Raw genomic sequence first — 20597 nt, forward strand, 5'->3', positions numbered from 1 at the left:
TTAAGGTTATAAAATCTGAGCTAAGATCTCTTGTTCATGAGATAAAATTGTGTAGTGACCACAATCTAACTTAACCAATTTTAATTGAGAATTATCTTCTAAATAAGTATCAATATTATTTAATACATATTTTTCAGCTATATCTCCACCTTGTTCAATCTGTGTAGCTTTAAACAACACTACTTGAGTCTGTTTCAATTGAGCAGATAATGGCTGTACAACGAGCTTGTTATCAATTTTTGCAAAATTCTCAATTTCACCGCGTACATGTGCAGGTATATTTAATCGATCCATAGCACGAGTAATGTTAACTGGATGCTTATATTGATCTAAATCCCGCTCTTTTAATAGCCAAGAATCCAATAGATAAACTTCAATATTTTCGATTCCTTGCTGTTCAAGTAGTACTGCGATTTGTAACGCAATGTTGCCACCTAAAGACCAACCAAATAATTTTATTGGCAGATCTTTTGTTGCAACTTTACTGATATGATCCAGATAATATTGCGCTAATACATTGAGATCCTCGATAGGTTTGTCATGATATAAATTGTAAGAATCTACACCAAAACAGCTGTATTTTGAGGATAACTTATTCGCTAATGATTGATAAACATCACAACCGCTTAATCCTGGGTGGATCATGAAAATTTGTGGTTTTTCATGATTTGTTCTTAATTCCACAATAGGATTAAACTGCTGTTGAGTCGTTGAGATTTTTTTCGCTAACTCCCGAATTGTATTAACGCTTAAAATATCAACTAAACGCATTTTAACTTTAAATGCATCATTAATTCGGTTATTAAGCATCATAGCTAAGATACTATTACCACCTAATCGGAAGAAACTATCTTGCATACTAATTTCTTCAGCAGGAATTTTAAGGATATTAGCAACGACTTCACATAATGTTCTTTCAGCATCATTTTCTGGCGCAACATACTCAACCTTATCGGTAAGCTCTGGTTTTGGTAGCGCTCGACGATTTAACTTACCATTTGAGGTAATTGGTAATTCAGTTAAATATATAAATGCTGACGGAATCATATATCCTGGTAAAGTTTCACTTAAATGAGCTTGTAATAATTGGCTATCAATCTCCTCATTAGCAAGATAATAAGCAACCAAATACTTGCTGCCCGAAGCCTGTTCATAAGCGATAACGATACTATGTTTGATTCCATTAAATTGGGTTAATCGAGCTTCAATTTCACCAAGTTCTATTCTGAATCCACGAATTTTAACTTGGAAGTCATTACGACCTAAATACTCAATATTACCATCAGCTAAAGAACGAACAAGATCGCCAGTTTTATAAATTCTACCATTGTAATCTTGCTCTTTTTCTACTTCCGTTTGGAACGGATTAGCAATAAAACGTTCATTCGATAATGGAATGTTATTTAGATAACCTCTAGCAACATTATCACCACCGACATACAACTCACCTATTCCGCCAATAGGTACTGGTTGTAATAATTCATTAAGAACATAAGCTGAAGTATTAGCAACAGGTTTACCAATTAATACTTGTGAAATATTCGGATTATTACAATCATAATAAAGTACATCAATGGTTGCTTCTGTTGGTCCATAAAGATTGTGTATCTCACAGTTTGGCATCAACACTTGACATTTTTTCACTTCATAAAGGTTAAGTGCTTCACCACTACAGAACAGATATTTTAATCCCTGAACTTTTGGAACCAAATTAGGTTGTGCTTCTAATGTTTCCACAAATGCAACTAACATAGATGGCACAAAATGTAATACGGTGATTTGTTCAGCTTCAATCAACTCTGCAAGATAGACATTATCTTTATAAAGTTCTGAATGAGCAAAGACAATACAAGCACCATACCAATTCGCCCAAAATAGCTCCCACACCGAGACATCAAAGGTATAATTCGTTTTTTGTAAAATATGATCCTTTTCAGTAATCGGATATTCGTTATTCATCCAAATAATACGGTTAACCGCGCCTTGATGCTCTAACATTACACCTTTTGGCATACCGGTCGTACCACTGGTATAAATCACATAAGCTAAGTTTTTAGGCTGAGCTAATGGTGTTGGGTTAGTTGTTGGATATTTACTTAAGCAATCAATAGTTTGTGAGGATTGCAAGTTCAATGCAACTTGATCCTTAGAAACTAACGAATTGATTTTTTCATAACTTAAGTTAGTAGTTAATACAACCTTAGCTTTTGTATCTTCGATCATATAACTGAGACGATCTTCTGGCATATTAGGATCCATTGGTACATAAGCTCCTCCTGCCTTCAAGATAGCTAAAATACTTACTAACATGTATTTACAACGTTCAAGACAGATTGCCACCAAATCATCAGGCTGAATATCAAAGTTTTCACGCAAATAATGTGCTAGCTGATTAGCTTGTTCATTAAGTTCTTGATAGGTCAAGCGATCATTTTCATAAACTAAAGCTAGATTATTTGGTGTTTTTAATACTTGTCTTTCAAACAATTGATGCATTGTCACATCTGTTGGATAATCGCAACGCGTCTTATTCCAATCAAAGATCACTTTTTGATAAGTTGAGTTATCAATTAAACGTAAATCTGACAGAACTTGTTGCTGTTGATACATCTTTGTAAATTGCTGCAAGATTGATTCATAAATAGTGATATAGTGTTCAATAGTCTGCGGCTTATAGAGTTTAGTCGCATAGTTGAATAAGCCAGTTATCGCTGGTTTAGAATCATCAAGCATCACGGTCATATCAAACTTAGCAGCTTGATAACTTGCATTGTCATTATTATAACGCTGCAATAAATTACCCTCTTTCCCATCTTCACCAAATGACTGTACGCCAAACATTACTTGGAAAATAGGATGTCGCGAAGTATCTTTTTCAATAGATAACGCATCCACTAAGCGCTCAAATGGTAGATCTTGATATTGTTGAGCTTGTGTAATTAATTCACTAGTCTGCAAAATGAACATTTTTAGACTGTCGCTTGGTTCAATACATTTTCTTAATGCTAATGTATTAACAAAGAAGCCAATGGTATTTTCTGTACCCTGATAATTTCTTCCTGCAATTGGTGAACCAATGACAATATCTTTTTGATTACTAAATGAACTAAGTAGTAAATAGAAACCACTGAGTAGTACAGAATAAACACTAACATTGAGTTCTTTTGCCAATGAACGTATTTGTTGGCTGACATCATAATCAAGCTCAAACATAACATTTTGACCTGTATAATCAATTTGTTGTGGACGAACATAGTCAGTCGGCAAATTAAGCGGTTCAAAATCAGCTAGTTGATCTTGCCAGAACTGCAATTGCTGATTCAAAATATCACCTTGCAAATACTGCCGCTGCCATAAAGCAAAGTCTTTATATTGCACGTCGACAGGTGGTAAGTTAAGTGTTACCGTTTGATTACTATCACCTAAAGATAAAACCTCATAGTATTGATATAACTGTCTGAACTCATTAATGAACAGATCAATTGACCAACCATCAAATGCAATATGGTGGATCACAATACTCATATAATACTCTTGAGCTAATTGATAGCGACAAATCGAAATCGGTAACTCATGAGATAACATTATTACTTTGTATATATGATTATGAATCGCTTTATCTAATTCAGCTTGGCTATCACAATAATGATTTTCGATTACCAACGGTTGCTGTTGCAAACTTATCACTTGTTGGTAGGCAACACCATCTGCTGTATTTTTAATTAATGAACGCAATACTTCATGGCGCTGAACAATTTCGTGTAAAGCTTGCTCAACAAACGAGATATTAGTCTCTGGCAGAAGTTTAAATACTAGTGGTATATTGTATGCGTTGCTACCACCTTCATAACAATCGATGAACCATAAGCGTTCCTGCGCAAAGGATAATCTCTGTTCTTGTTCATTAGCCACCTTCTGTATGGTAATTGATTGACGTTTTTGATGATTACTGTCAATAAATTTCGCAATTTCCTGAATGGTACGATATGTAAAAATATCACCTACACGCACATCACGTTCAAAAGTCTTGGCTATTCTACTTGACAACTTAATAGCTAAAATACTGTTACCACCTAATCTGAAGAAGTCATCGACTACACTAATTGAGTCAATATCCATATCTAATAATTCAGCTATATCAGCAACTAACTGTTGTTCAGTCACTGTACTAGGAGCAACATAACTTTCTTGCATAACAAAGTTAGGTTTTGGCAATGCTTTACGATCAATTTTACCATTCACATTAACAGGCATAACCGTTAGGTGTACAAAGGCTGCAGGAACCATATATTCAGGTAATGTTTTTTCTAAATAGCTGGTTAATTCAGTCTGATCTATTGCTGTATCAGATACATAGTAAGCAGTAAGATATTTATTACCTTGATTATTAGTCAGCGCCACAACAAGTACCTGCTTAATTTGAGGATGACTGATTAATCGCGTTTCAATCTCACCTAATTCAATTCTGAAACCACGAATTTTAACCTGAAAATCATTACGACCAATATATTCAATATGACCGTTTGGTAAATAACGAACCAGATCGCCCGTTTTATAGATTCGAGCATTATAATTTTGCGCTTTTTCCTCACTGGTTTGGAATGGATTTGCAATAAATGTCTGATTTGTTAATTCAGGGTTATTTAGATAACCACGACCAACACCAGCACCACCAATATATAATTCACCAATAACACCAGGAGGCACAGGACGTAAATATTCATCAAGAACATATAAAGTTACGTTTTTAATGGCTGTTCCCAAATCTGTATTTAAGTCATCTTTATTATAACGATGAGCCATAGCCCAAACAGTCGTTTCACTTGGTCCATAAACATTAATTAACTTGATACCCTGCTGGCAGTAAAGATTAACTAATTTAGCATTAACAGCTTCACCACCCACTGTCAATACAGGAACAGAAAGTAGTTCATCTTGATCAAGTAAAGCTGGTGGGATAAAGGCAAAATCAATATGTTGATCTTGGGTATATTTTGATAATGCTATAAAGTCTAAACGTTTATCCTCTGACAGAATGTGCAACTGATGACCATTAAGTAAGGCGTTATATATTTCGAAAGCATGTGCATCAAAAATATAATTTGAATACCACAGAACATTTTTTTGTTCTTGTTCATGATGACATGGCTGTAGATCTAAAATGTCTTGCTGAACTGTTGCTAAATTAGCTATTCCATGGTGTTCGATCATTACCCCTTTTGGTAGTCCGGTGGTACCACTCGTATAAATTACATACGCCAAATGATGGGCTTGTGTTGATGTAACCAGATTGTGCTTATCAAACTGTGAAAGTTTGTTAGCCATTGATGGATCATCAACAGCAATAACTTCTGGTTGCAATTCCGTTTTTAATTGAATTAATTCTTTAGCATAATGAGCGTGAGTTAACACTCCTTTCGCTTTAGTATCATTAAGAATTAACTCTACTCGTTCTGCTGGCGTACTTGGACTAATCGGCACATAAGCCGCTCCTGCTTTCAGCACAGCTAAAATACTTACTATCATATATTGCGATTTATCTAAATATAACGCAATTAAATCATCAGGTTGAATTGATAATTGAGATCGTAAATAATTTGCCAGTTGATTCGCTTGTTCATTCAAACTTTGATAGGTTAATGTTATCCCTTCATAAACAACTGCAATAGAGTCAGGTGTTTTCTGAACTTGCTCTTCAAACAATCGGCTCGCCAGTTTATGATTTTCAAATGGAACGATATTTTTTTGTTGGTTAACGATTAATTGGTCATACTCTTGCTCAGTTAATAAGTTAAGCTTAGATGCCTCTATAGCTGGATTTTTAGCTAAATGTGTTAAGGTTAATTCTATTCCTTTCAATACACGTTCTATAGCTGTGTCATTAAAGAGTTCTCCAGCATATTTGATTTTAATCGATAACTTACCTGCACTCTCGAAGATCACAATTCCGAGAGGATAATCAAGTTTTTCATGACCACCTTGAAACACAATTTTTAATTCATCTTGTTCGCTTTCTGATAATGGATAATTTTCAAATACGAATAATGAGTTAAATAAACGTGTACCAGATTTTTGTAATTCAATCAGATTCATATTACTGTTATTATTCACATTATTAATATGTGATTGTAACATTTTGATAGTTTCAATGACGCTACCATCAGTATGCTCTAAAATTACAGGTAATGTATTAATATAAAGTCCGATAGAGTTTTCTATACCGTCAATCGGTAAATTACGACCTGATAATGTCATACCAACAACGGTAGTGTTGCTATTACCAAAAATGCTTAATTGTTGATGCCAGCAATATTGAACCAAAGCATTTAATGTAAACTCATTGTTTTTACATAAAGATTTTAATTCTTCACATTGTTGGGAACCAATCTCTATCGAAATTTCTTGTGGATCTTCAACATATTTATGGTCAGATAAATTAATATGCCCTAAATCCGCTTTAAGTAAGCTCTCTAGATTTTCAGGTTCAAGTTCAACATTAAGGTATTGTTTCCAGAATGATGCCGTCTCATTGGTTTTACTTTGTAAGTAAGATTGTGCAGCTAAATAGCTACTATCTTCTTGGATAATAACCTCTTTTTGATGTAATAAAGATAAATAATTTTGATGTACATCATTAAGTAAGATAGGTAAACTCCAACCATCTAAAATAGCATGATGATTATTAAATAAACATCGATAATACTCATCAGAACATTTAACTAAAGTCACTCTAAATAGTTGGCCTTTCATTAAATCATAACCGATTTGTTCATCTTGTTTAATCAATTGATTGATACTGACTTGTTGTTGCTCTTGAGTTTGATTGCTAAGATCAACAAATTGCCACGCAAAATCAGATTGTTTATCAATAATCTGTACCAGCTCTTCCACCCATGAGAAACGTAATCGTAATGATGGGAATTTTTGCTGTGTAAGATGCCATGCTTGTTTAAGCAAATTGATATCTAGTGAATTGTGATAATCCCAAATCATCTGAATTCGATAAGCATTATCCGAATCTCCCTGCGAAACAGCATGATAGATAAACCCTTGCTGTAAACTATTTGCAGGATAAATTGCCTCTATTTCTTTATCGCTTTGTAATGAATTAAGCAGTGTTGGAGAGATCACGTTATTAATATCAGATTGTGTCAAATAGCTTCGTTCAATCAGTACTAGTTGATTAATGAGCTCATTAAGCTGCTGAGTAAATGCCGTAACTAAAGCTTCACCATGTACATTATTGACGTATCCTGTAATAGCAAATTGTAATTGATCATCCAAAATACCGCCATTAACGGATAAAAAGTCAGTCATGCGATTATTTGGAGACATTTCTAAACCACTATCTTCATCGCTAAATCGCCATTTATTAGCTTTTTCAGTACTATCAAATTGGCCTAAATAGTTAAAACTAATCGCTGGTAAAGCTTGTTTAATATACCCCACCAAATAACCGTAACCTACACCATGGTTAGGTATTTGTCTTAAGGTATCTTTAATCATGGCAACATTATTAATAACATTCTGGTTATTTACCATTAGTTTAACTGGATACATACTGGTAAACCAACCAACCGTGTTATTAATATCAATTTCACTGTAGAGATCTTCTCGTCCATGACCTTCTAATAAAATATAGTGATCATTACCACTGAATACCAATTTTAACGCTTGCGCGAGCGCTGTTAATAAAATATCGTTAATTTCTGTGCCATATACCTTATTAACTTGGCTAAGTAAACGAGATGTTTGCGTCTTAGATAGCTGCATTTTAGCTTGATATAGCGTATCAACACGATGTTGATCAAGGTGATTATGATACTGATTAATATCAGCCAATATAGTTTGCCAATAAGCAGATTCTTGCTCATTGGCAATTAGCGTTGAATACTGCTGTTGTTTATTGACCCATTGACGATAACTACTACCTTTTTCACCAAGAATATCTTTAACATTGATATTGGCATCAACGGATGATTGTTGGCTTAAATATTGATAAATAGCTTCTAGGTCATCTTTAATGATACGCCAACTTACTACATCAATATTTAAATGATGTGCAGCGACATGAATACGAGCAGAATTATCATCAAAACCAGTTAAATAACCAAAATGACATAACGCCCCTTGATTAAAGGTAAAATGGCTTTGCCAATCAGTCAATAATTGTTGAATCTTATCTTGTGACCAACCAGATATATTTTGAGTAGAAAATGGCAACAGATCAGGCAATGATTGATATGTTGCGGCTGAATCATGATAATTAACCCGTAACATATCATGATATTCAAGCAATTTTTGGACACTTAGTTTGAGTAAATCAACGTTTAGCATTGGAACTTTAAGCAAAAAGGCTTGATTCCAATGGTGATAGTCTTGGAATCGGCCAACTTCAACTTCTTTAAAGAACCACTGTTGAATAGGTGAAAGTTCAAGAGTTCCAGTTAAAATTCCTTGTTCGGTTTCCACATTGGCTTTTGATTCATGGCGATTATTAATCACATGGTTACTTAAAGCTTCTACCGTTCTTAAATTAAAAATATCTTTAATAGATAGATAATAATTAAGAGCCTGTTTAATTCGGTTGGTAAGCTGGATACTGCTAATACTGTCCGCACCGAGTTTAAAGAAGTCATCATGAATACTGATTTCATTGGCTTGTAAACCAAGTATATTGGCAAAGGTTTGACAAAAAATAGCTTCAGTTTCATTTGTTGGACCAACGTAGTTTTGCTCATCAAGAAGCTGTGGTGTTGGTAACGCTTTACGATCCAATTTACCATTCATGTTCATTGGCATAGCGTCAAGATAAACAAACGCAGCTGGGATCATATATTCAGGAAGAGACTTCTGTAAATAATCAATTAGTTGATCTTGAGTCAATGGTTGTTTAGCCACATAATAAGCTGCAATATATTTAGCTCCAGCACTATTTTTCAAAGCTAGTACAGCAGCTTGTTGAATATCTGGATGACTAATTAAACAAGCTTCAATTTCTGCAAGTTCAATTCTGAATCCACGAATTTTAACTTGGAAATCATTACGACCAATATAATCAACATTGCCGTCAGCTAAATAACGAACTAAATCACCTGTTTTATAGATTCGCGCATTATAATTTTGTGCCTTTTCAACAACAGTCTGGAATGGGTTTTGAATAAATACTTTATCTGTCAGTTCTGGTTTATGTAAATAACCACGACCAACACCTTCCCCGCCAATATAAAGTTCACCAATTGCCCCTTCAGGTACTGGACGAAGTTGTTCATCTAAAATATACAATGAAGTATTTGTCAACGCTTTACCGATAGGAACACTGTAAATAAATGGTTCTTGAGCTAAATTAGTTAAATAAGTAACAGCAAATACAGTGGTTTCGGTTGGACCATAACCATTAACCACTTTGACATGCGGATAAAGTTGATGGCATTTATTAATATGATGTGCCGATAAAGCTTCACCACCGACAAGTATGTAATTTAATAATTTTAAATTAGCAACTTCATTATCGATTAACGCATTGAAAAAGGTGGTTGTACAGAAGAAATTAGTAATTTTTTTATCAGCAATTAACTCATTAAACTGTTCTAAATCTAAAAATGTCTCTTTTTCAATAATAACTAACGGTACACCATTAAGTATAGGTGTGTAAAAATCATAAACAGAACCGTCAAATTGATAACCTGAGATACTTAGTAAACGATCATCAGAATTGATTTTGACATAATTAGCATTAACAATATAGTTATTAAGATTTCTATGCTCTATGAGTGTTCCTTTTGGATTTCCCGTTGTTCCACTCGTATAGATAACATAAGCTAAATCATGCGGTTTCACTTTAATCAAAAGATTATCTTTCGCATAATGTTGTAGATTGTCAACAAAATCAGCTTGATCAACAGCTACTATGGATAAATTAGGGGCTAAACCAGTTAATTTATTACAATGATTTTCGGTTGTAAGAACTGCTTTAACTTGCGCATCTTGCATTATGAATTCGTTACGTGTATCTGGCGCATTAGGATCCAATGGAACATAGGCGCCACCAGCCTTCAAAATAGCTAAGAAGCAGATCAAGATATATTGTGAACGATCGAGATAAAGACCAATCAAATCGTTAGGTTTTATATCAAAATGCTCTTTAAGGTAACGCGCTAGCTGATTGGATTGCTCATTAATTTGTTGATAAGTCAGTTCATTGTTTTGGAAAATGACTGCAATATTATCAGGTATTTGCTGAGCTTTTTCTTCAAACAATTCTGCAATAGACTTGTCCCTTGCATAATGTTGAAACGGTTTATTTTTATCAAAGACCAATCTATCGAAAGTAGCCGCATCAACTAACCGCATTTCAGTTAACGGTTGTTCTAACTGACACAGTTGAGCAAACTGTTCTAAAATAGTTTGATAAATAGTGATGTAGTGCTCAATTGTTTCTTGGCGATAGAGTTTGCAAGCATAATTAAATAGACCAGTAATAGCTGATTTAGAGTCATCAAGCATTACCGTCATATCAAACTTAGCAGATTGATAATTAACAATTTCACTTTGATATAAACTTAATAGCTCTTCAATTTTACCATTATGTATCGCTGACCCAAATGATTGTACACCAAACATTACTTGGAATATTGGATGCCGTGAAGAATCTTTTTCAATAGCTAATGCATCAACTAATCGTTCAAATGGCAAATCTTGATATTGTTGAGCTTGGGTGACTAACTCACTGGTTTGTAAAATGAATGATTTTAAACTGTCTTTCGGATCAATACATTTACGTAGTGCGATAGTATTAACAAAAAAGCCTATAGTATTTTCAATACCTGAATAATTTCTACCCGCAATTGGAGAACCAACAACTACATCTTTCTGATTGCTAAAAGTACCTAATAATAGATAGAAACCACTCAACAATACCGAATAGACACTCACATTAAGTTCATTAGCTAATGAACGGATTTGTTGACTTATTTGTTCATTAAGTTCAAAAGGAATATCATGACCAGTGTAATCAATCTCACGTGGACGAGGGTAATCAGTAGGCAGATTAAGTTGTTCAAAATCTTCTAACTGTCTTTTCCAGAAATTTAATTGATTATTTAAAAAATCACCTTTTAAAAGATCACGTTGCCATAAAGCGAAATCTTTATATTGAACTTCGACTGCCGGTAAGCGTAATGTTTCAGCGTATTGGTTATCTCCTTGAGATAAAGCCGTAACATAATGATAAAGATTAACTAACTCGTCTAAAAAGACATCTGTTGACCAACCATCAAATGCAATATGATGAATGACAATGCTTAAATAACTTTCACCAGCAAATTGATAACAGCAAACATAAATCGGTAATTCTTCGGATAAATTAAATATTCTATGCAGATCCTCATAAATTGTCGCTTCAAGTTCTGCTTTGTTTGAACAGTTTTGTTTATTAATCTTCCATGGGAATTTTTGTAAATCAATAACTTGCTGATAGCCAATACCTTGTGCATTCGTTTTAATTAAAGAACGTAAAACTTCGTGTCGTTCGATAATTGCGTATATTGCTTTTTCAAGTAGATTAATATCTGTCGTGCTTGTTAGTTTAAATGCCAATGGAACATTGTAAGCATTACTACCACCTTCATAAGAATCGATAAACCATAGACGTTCTTGCGCAAAAGATAATAATTGTTGCTCAATATGTTCAACAGGTATGACATTAATTATCTGTCTTTTTTCTTGGTTCTTATCAATGAATTGAGCTATTTTTTGTGTGGTACGTAAAGTAAAAATATCAGCCACTCGAATAGAACGATCAAATTCTCGAGTCAACTTACTTGATAATTTGATAGCTAAAATACTATTACCACCTAAACGGAAGAAGTCATCTGTGATACTGATAGCACTCTCTTCAAATCCTAATAAACTGGCGATTGCCTCTACAATTGAATGCTCAGTGGTTGAGCTAGGTGCAAGATAGCTAGTTTGGGTCATTAAGGTTGGTTTTGGTAATGCTCTTTGATCAGTTTTACCATTAATCGTCATAGGCATAGCGAGTAAATGAACAAATGCTGAAGGAACCATATATTCAGGTAACACATTGTTTAAATACGCTACTAATTCTTCTGTATCAAGTTCATTATCAGCGACATAATATGCTGCTAAATATTTATAACCACCTTGATTATTTAGTGCTAATACCGTGGCTTGTTTGATCTGTGGATGCATCATTAAATGCGTTTCGATCTCACCAAGCTCTATACGGAAACCACGGATTTTTACTTGGAAGTCATTACGACCGATATATTCAATATTACCATCAGGCAACAAACGGACTAAATCACCTGTTTTATAAATACGATCATTATAGTTTTGTTTTCGTTCATCTTCAGTTTGAAATGGATTTTTAATGAATACTTTATTAGTCATCTCAACATTGTTCAGATAACCACGACCGACTCCTGCACCGCCAATATAAAGCTCACCAATACAGCCAACAGGTAATGGGCGACGTTGTGGATTTAAAACATATAAAGAGGTATTTGGTAAGGCTACACCAATAGGAACATTGTTAACGAATGATGTTTGACATTGATTAGTTAGATAAGTTGTAGCAAGACAAGTCGTTTCTGTTGGGCCATAAGCATTCAATAGGTTAACATTTGGGTATAACTTAAGGCATTTATTTACGTGAACCGCTGATAAAGCTTCTCCTGCTGCTAGAATATAGCGTAATTTTGCTATATTAGGTAACTGAGCATCAACTAACGTGTTGAAAAATGTTGATATAGCTAGGATATTGGTAATATCATATTGCTCAATTAACTGATTAAATTTATCTAAATCTAAGAGATTTTCTTTAGCGGTAATAACGACGCCAGCACCATTGAGTAAAGCCATGAATATTTCATAAATTGATGCATCAAAATGATATCCTGCAATACATAATATGCGATCTGACTCATCAACTTCGACGTAATTAGCATCAACGACTAAACGATTAACACAGTGTTGCTCAATTAATGTTCCTTTCGGATTTCCCGTTGTTCCGCTAGTATAAATAACATAAGCTAAATCATTAGGTTTAGTTTCGATAACAGTATTATCTGTTGAATAATTTTGTAAGGTTGCAATAAAAGATGGATCATCAACCGGAACACTTGCAACAGTTGGCATTAACTCATTCAGTTTATCAACATAATGAGATTGTGTAATAACTGCACGAATATTGGCATCCTCTAAAATATATTTATTACGTTCAGGAGGTGCAGTTGGATCGATCGGAACATAGGCGGCTCCAGATTTAAGTACTGCTATAATAGCAACAATAATTTGTTCAGTACGATCTAAATAAAGGCCCACTAAATCATTTGGTTTGATAGAAAAGTGATCTTGAAGGTAGTGAGCAAATTGATTGGCTTTGTTGTTTAATTCAGAGTAGGACATCTCAATTTGTTCAAATAACACAGCGGTATTGTTTGGTGTTTTTTGACATTGCTCTTCAAATAATTGAGCAATTATTTTATCCCTTTTATAAGGTTGTTGAGTTTGATTTATATCATGAATTAAAACTTTTAATTCATCTTCATCCAGTACCTCAATATCATTTACTAAAATATCGGCTTGATCATTACTTAAATAGTTAAGTAATTTTATAAACAATCTCTGATAGAACATCACAAGTTGTTCAACCAGTTGTTTATCAAATTGCTGTTCACTAAATTTAACGCGATAGTTAATTTGGTTGTTATGTTCTTCTTGCTCAAACACCAATTTATTAGATAAATCTATTTGAAATTCATGATTAACAGCTTCATCAATCATCCCATTCAGATTCATTTTATGATCTCGAACAAAGGTTTGCACAAACGCCACATCTAGAATATTAGCATTCTCAGCAAATTGCATAATATCGTAAACTGGTAAGTATCTAGCGCCAGTTTGTTTAACCTTTTTATAATGAAGCAAAATATTTTGTATAACAGATTCTAAAGTTGAATTTTCTTCAAAATGGTAAACAACCGGTAATGTATTAATATGAGCGCCGTAGATTAATTCTTTACCTTCATTAAAAGCAATTGGATAAACAAGAGGAATTGCGCTTTGAGACGTCATTTTGTTTAATAACAACGCCGCTACTAATTGACCGAATAAGTAAGGTGTTATCTTATATTTACGTCGTATTGCTTTAACTTGATTATAAATGTTTTCATCATAGCTAAAAGTAAATTCACTAATATGAGGTTTAAATTGATTTAATTGCTTTGGTTTTTCGGTTGCTAACTTTAAGAAAGTAAAGTCGATATTTTTTACATCTTGTAACTCTTCTTTCCAGAAATCTTCCATCTGCTGTTTTTGCGTTGTTAAAATTTCATGATACGAATCATTAAGTTTTTCATGCAATTGAGCTTGTGCTTCATATGACGGTAGCTCATAAGGTATATCGTTATAATATTGACTTAGTTTATCCCAAAACTCTTGTGTACTTACTCCATCAACTAAAATATGATGAAATACTAAAATAATTCGATATTGTTGATGGTCAACTCGAATAACATGAAGTCTCGCAGAAATATCCTTTTCTAAATCAAAGGGTTCCGAAACTATTTTACTGATATCTTCGTTAGTTAAGGGCTGATCGTGATAAACTAATAATGTTTTTAATTTATCTTCTGTGATTGACTCTCTTTTTTGCCAGAAAATACCATCTTCCTGATTTACAATGAAACTCCTGAAAACAAAATGTTCATTAACCACATTCTTAAAACTTTCAAAAAGTTTTTTTCGATTGAGTTCTCCAGAGATTATATTATCACATACAATGTTGTAATCACTTCTTGATGGGTTTGCTAACCATTCATAATAAAAAATTGATTGATAGGGAGTAAGTCTTATTTTCTTCATCTTTCTTGCCTATAAAAATAGTATTTGTTTTATAAAATTACAATCATTTCGTACTACTCCTTTTTTGGGCTACTACACAAGTTTTCGATTCCTTTATGAAAACCTAATAACTAACGTTGATAAATTAGAAATATTTTTTAATTTATATACTATATATATTATCTGTTTGTGTAAACGGTTTCAATCAAACTATGTTAATATTGTGATTTTAATTATGTTTTTTACATCAATTTTATAAAAGTCAATTTTTTTAGCGAGTTGTTAAAATGGATTTTCTTTGGCAAAAAGAAATATTTCACAAAAAACAAATATTTAATATAATTTAAAAATATTAACAAAACTTTATATTTTTATGCTAAAGTTTTTATTAGATGGAAAACAGTGAGTTTGCTGTATTTTTAATCAACTAATGAAAGTGATAACGGCTTTATTCATCAGTTAGAAAACGCCAAACAAAACTCTTTTATGTGTATTGAGTATCATGGTGATGGGTTAATTATGTTTTTCTCTTCAATATAAGCAATAATATTATTTATAAGCTATATTGGGGACAAATTAATTAAATCAGCTTGATTTTTAGGCTTATGACCTACCAAAAAGTCCAATAATAATAATGATTAGACTAGAGGATGAGAATACAACCTTTCTTGCGAGCGGCTTATATCAATAATAAAGATTATAATACAACATTAAACATGGTCATTACGAAGCGTTCAACAATTCAATTTTTTATTTCATATTTAGTAAAACTATTTCAAAAAACAATTTCATTATTTCCCTTTTATTTTGTTACATCCCATTTATCTTACCATTTTGTTATTATCTATCATGTTCTAATTCACAGTTAATCACATTATATTGTCAAAAACAGTGAATAATAAAATTTAATATCAATAATAAATTAAATATAAAAAGGCCCAAATAATGTTTGAAAAAGTGATAATGAGATTTGGGGGTTAAAAAACCCCTCTCCTCAATTTTTTTTAACTTATTAACAGATAAAAAATAGCGCTATACAGCGCTATTTTTATTGATTAGTCTTCTAACTATTTTTTTCTCGTTCAATAGCTCGATAACCAATATCATGACGATAGTAACAACCATGCCAATAGATATTTTTAAGTTGTCCATAGGCATATTGTTGAGCATCAGATACCGTGTTACCTAATGCAGTAACACAAAGAACTCGCCCACCATTAGTATATACTTGTCCATTTTCTAAGCTGGTTCCAGCATGAAAGACTTTGCAATCTTGATCTATTTCAGCAGGTAAGCCTAAAATGACATCTTTAGTATTGTAATCACCAGGGTATCCACCTGCAGCAAGAACTACCCCTAAAGCAGGTCTTGGATCCCATTGAGATTTAACTGTGTTCAATTTACCCTCTACAGCAGCTAAACAGAGTTCAACCAAATCAGATTGCATTCGCATCATTATTGGTTGGGTTTCAGGATCACCAAATCGACAGTTAAATTCAATAACTTTTGGATTACCTTGTTTATCAATCATTAAACCGGCATAAAGAAAGCCAACATACACATTACCTTCCTGTGCCATGCCATTAACTGTTGGATAGATGACTTGTTCCATCACTTTAGTAAATACATCATCAGTTACCACTGGCGCTGGTGAATATGCACCCATTCCACCAGTATTAAGACCTGTATCACCATCCCCTACTCGTTTATGATCTTGACTGGTTGCCATTGGTTCAATATGTTTACCATCGACCATAACAATAAAACTGGCTTCCTCACCATCAAGAAACTCTTCAATGACTACTCTATGACCAGCATCACCAAAGGCATTACCAGCTAACATATCATGTACAGCATCTTCAGCTTCTTTTAGTGTCATAGCGACAATCACACCTTTACCAGCAGCTAAACCATCGGCTTTTATCACAATTGGCGCACCTTTTTGGCGAATATATGCAATAGCAGGCTCAATTTCTGTAAAATTCTGGTATTCAGCCGTTGGGATATTGTGACGAGCTAAGAAGTCTTTAGTAAAAGCTTTTGATCCCTCTAACTGTGCAGCCGCTTTAGATGGGCCAAAAATTTTCAATCCAGCTTTTTGAAAACTGTCAACAATGCCGATAACTAATGGCGCCTCTGGTCCGACTATGGTTAAGTCTATTTGTTGCTCCTGTGCGAAATTTAATAGTCCAGCAATGTCAGTTGCTTTTATATTGATGTTTTCTAAATTTGCTTCAAGTGCGGTACCTGCATTACCCGGTGCAACAAATACTTTGGTCACTAATGGTGATTGTGCAGCTTTCCATGCTAAGGCATGTTCACGCCCACCATTACCGATAACTAAAACTTTCATACAAGGTCCTTTCAATACTTTTAAAGATTAATGCCTAAAATGACGCATATTGGTAAAAATCATCGCAATATTATGCTCGTTTGCAGCTTGTATCACTTCATCATCACGAATCGATCCACCAGGTTGTATAACGCAAGTAACGCCCACCGCAGCGGCCGCATCTACGCCATCCCTAAATGGAAAGAAAGCATCAGAAGCAACCACCGAACCAGCAACTTCTAAATTTTCATCTTTTGCTTTGATGCCGGCAATTTTCGCTGAATAAACACGGCTCATTTGCCCTGCACCAATACCAATTGTCATATTATCTTTGGCATAAACAATGGCGTTAGATTTAACAAATTTTGCTACCTTCCAACAAAATAGCGCATCGGATAGTTCTTTTTCAGTTGGTTGGCGTTTGGTAACAACTTTTAACTGATCTTTAGTAACCATACCTAAATCTTTTTCTTGTACAAGAACCCCACCATTAACACGTTTAAAATCTAAACTAGTTGTAGAATTACTCGACCAACTACCACATTCAAGTACACGAACATTCTTTTTAGTTTGTGTGATAGCTAATGCTTCTTGGTCAATTGAAGGTGCAATAATCACTTCAACAAATTGTTTATCGACAATAGTTTGGGCGGTCTTAGCATCTAAAGGGCGATTAAAAGCAATAATGCCACCAAATGCAGAGGTTGGGTCAGTTTTAAAAGCATTTAAATATGCAGTTAAAATATTATCACTTACTGCAACACCGCAAGGGTTGGCATGTTTGACAATTACACAAGCAGGTTCATCAAAGGATTTTACACATTCCAATGCAGCATCAGTATCGGCAATATTATTATAGGATAATTCTTTACCTTGTAGCTGTTTAGCGGTTGCAATAGAGGCTTGCTCAAGCTGTTCTTCAACATAAAACGCAGCTTGTTGATGAGCATTTTCACCATAGCGCATATCTTGTTTTTTAATAAACTGCAGATTTAAAGTTCGAGGAAACTCTCCAGCAGGCTTATCAGTGTCACCATAATATGGTGGGACAAGTTTACCAAAATAGTTAGCAATCATGCCGTCATATTGAGCTGTATGTTCAAAAGCTTTTATTGCTAGACTAAAACGATATTTAAAGGAGAGGCAATTTTGTTGATTATCCAACATATCAATGATTGTGTTATAGTCTTGACAATCAACCACAATCGCAACATCTTTATTATTTTTGGCGGCAGAACGTACCATGGTTGGCCCACCAATATCGATATTTTCTATCGCATCTTCTAAACTACAATTTGGATCAGCAACAGTTTTTGCAAAAGGGTATAAGTTCACAACAACCATATCAATTGGATCGATCTGATGTTGTTGCATGACGTCATCATCAACACCTCGACGGCCTAAAATACCACCATGTATTTTAGGATGTAAGGTTTTAACTCGACCATCCATCATTTCAGGAAAACCAGTATAATTAGATACTTCTGTAACAGGAATATGGTTGTCAATTAATAGTTTGGCGGTACCACCAGTGGAAAGGAGTTCTACATTACGCTCTGATAAGGCTTTGGCAAATTCAATAATTCCTGTTTTATCAGAAACACTAAGTAGAGCACGACGGATAGGACGAAACTGCTGCATGAAAAAGCTCCGAAATTAAAATTCTAAATCCAAGTCAGTGAGAGGCTATTATATATAAAACCAGAGTAGATGTTTAGCATTAACTTTTGAAAAATAAATCGGAACAGGAGTTAATAAATTAGAAAGTAATCATCAGGCAAAATCTTGCCTGATTTTTATACAAAAGAATTTGGATTAATCGTCACTATAGCCTAAACTTCGAAGTGCTCGCTCATCATCAGCCCAGCCGGCTTTAACTTTTACCCACAATTCTAAATGAACTTTATTATCAAAAAATAATTGCATATCTTTACGTGCTTCTATACCAATTTTTTTGATTTTTTCACCTTTATTACCAATGACCATTTTCTTTTGACCATCACGTTCAACTAAAATTAAACCATTGATACGGTACATGCCAGTACGTTCATCGACTTTAAATTGTTCTATTTCAACCGTGACAGAATAAGGTAGTTCATCACCTAAAAAGCGCATTAGTTTTTCACGGATGATTTCTGATGCCATAAACCGTTGTGAACGATCAGTAATATAATCTTCTGGGAAATGATGTTCACCAACAGGTAAATGTTTTTTTACAATGTCTTTGATGATATCAACGCCTTCGCCTTTTTCAGCACTAATAGGCACAACATCCAAAAAGTTGATCTTTTGGCTGATTTCTTGAATATGAGGCAACAGCTGGGTTTTGTCCGTAACATTGTCAATTTTATTGATCACCAGTAATACGGGTGCCTTACAATCTTTAAGTTTGCCTGCAACCATTTCATCATCATCAGTCCAGTGTGTGCCTTCAACAACAAAGATAACCAATTCAACATCACCAATTGAACTGCTAGCAGCACGATTCATTAAACGGTTAATCGCTCTTTTTTCTTCAATATGAAGACCGGGGGTATCAATATAGATAATTTGATCGTCACCTTGAGTATCAATACCTACAATACGGTGGCGTGTAGTTTGTGCCTTGCGTGAAGTTATTGATACTTTTTGGCCAAGTAGTTGATTTAATAAAGTTGATTTGCCGACATTCGGTCTACCGACGATGGCAACAAATCCACAATGTTGTTTTGATTCTGTCATTTTATACCTAATTGGTTTAGTGCTTCTTGAGCTGCGGCTTGTTCAGCCTTACGACGGCTTAAACCTCGTCCTAAATATTGATGATCATCATTGTCAATTTTACATTGAATGAGAAACTCTTGCTCATGATTATCACCAGTAACTTCAAGAATTAAATAGCATGGTCGTTCATGTCGAATACCTTGCAAATATTCCTGTAATCGTGTTTTAGCATCTTTTTGCTTAATGCCCGGTTTAATTTCGTTTAAACGTGTTGTATACCAAGCTAAAATTAACTGACGAATATTTTCAATATTACTATCTAGATAAACAGCACCGATGATAGCTTCCACGGCATCAGAAATAATCGACTCACGGCGATAACCACCACTTTTTAATTCGCCTTGACCTAAGATAAGGTAATCACCTAATTTAAACGCTTTACCCATTTCAGCAAGAGTTTGACCACAAACTAAACTTGCTCTCATTTGGCTAAGATCACCTTCATCTTGCTTGCTAAATCGATGATAAAGTTCATCAGCAATAACAAAACTAAGGATTGAATCACCTAAAAACTCTAGCCGCTCATTGTGCATTTTATTCGCACTGCGATGAGTTAGTGCGAGTTGCAGTAAAGATGTATCATTAAAATGATAACCAATCGATTGTTGTATTTGATTCAAATTTTTCATAGTTA

At 34.0% G+C, this 20597-nt stretch carries 5 protein-coding genes; all 5 read right to left on the minus strand.

Features of this window, described 5'->3' with window-relative positions:
• Window positions 1-6: 6 nt before the first annotated feature.
• The 5 genes from RAM17_RS10465 to rnc all read right to left on the minus strand — a co-directional run bounded on the left by RAM17_RS10465 (window position 7) and on the right by rnc (window position 20592).
• Complete coding sequence (locus RAM17_RS10465; RefSeq protein WP_110447327.1) at window positions 7-14889, minus strand: non-ribosomal peptide synthetase; 14883 nt, start codon at window positions 14887-14889, stop codon at window positions 7-9.
• Between the two features lie 1042 nt (window positions 14890-15931).
• On the minus strand, window positions 15932-17221 hold the full coding sequence (gene purD / locus RAM17_RS10470) for a phosphoribosylamine--glycine ligase (RefSeq protein WP_110447326.1): 1290 nt from the start codon (window positions 17219-17221) through the stop codon (window positions 15932-15934).
• A 27-nt stretch (window positions 17222-17248) separates the two neighbouring features.
• Window positions 17249-18841 carry a bifunctional phosphoribosylaminoimidazolecarboxamide formyltransferase/IMP cyclohydrolase gene (gene purH, locus RAM17_RS10475; RefSeq protein ID WP_110447325.1) on the minus strand — a complete coding sequence of 531 codons (1593 nt, stop codon included), beginning with the start codon at window positions 18839-18841 and terminating at the stop codon, window positions 17249-17251.
• A 174-nt stretch (window positions 18842-19015) separates the two neighbouring features.
• On the minus strand, window positions 19016-19921 hold the full coding sequence (gene era, locus RAM17_RS10480; protein ID WP_110447324.1) for a GTPase Era: 906 nt from the start codon (window positions 19919-19921) through the stop codon (window positions 19016-19018).
• Window positions 19918-20592, minus strand: a complete 675-nt coding sequence (rnc, locus tag RAM17_RS10485) for a ribonuclease III (RefSeq protein ID WP_110448027.1) — start codon at window positions 20590-20592, stop codon at window positions 19918-19920. The genes era and rnc overlap by 4 nt, the downstream gene beginning before the upstream one ends.
• Window positions 20593-20597 lie beyond the last annotated feature (5 nt).

The organism is Gilliamella apis, from assembly GCF_030758615.1.
GTDB classification, from domain to species: Bacteria; Pseudomonadota; Gammaproteobacteria; order Enterobacterales; family Orbaceae; genus Gilliamella; species Gilliamella apis_A.

Excerpts from the sequence above, each read along its gene's own strand:
- RAM17_RS10465 (WP_110447327.1), bottom strand. The coding sequence starts at position 14,889 with ATGAAGAAAATAAGACTTACTCCCTATCAATCAATTTTTTATTATGAA.
- purD (WP_110447326.1), bottom strand. The coding sequence starts at position 17,221 with ATGAAAGTTTTAGTTATCGGTAATGGTGGGCGTGAACATGCCTTAGCA.
- purH (WP_110447325.1), bottom strand. The coding sequence starts at position 18,841 with ATGCAGCAGTTTCGTCCTATCCGTCGTGCTCTACTTAGTGTTTCTGAT.
- era (WP_110447324.1), bottom strand. The coding sequence starts at position 19,921 with ATGACAGAATCAAAACAACATTGTGGATTTGTTGCCATCGTCGGTAGA.
- rnc (WP_110448027.1), bottom strand. The coding sequence starts at position 20,592 with ATGAAAAATTTGAATCAAATACAACAATCGATTGGTTATCATTTTAAT.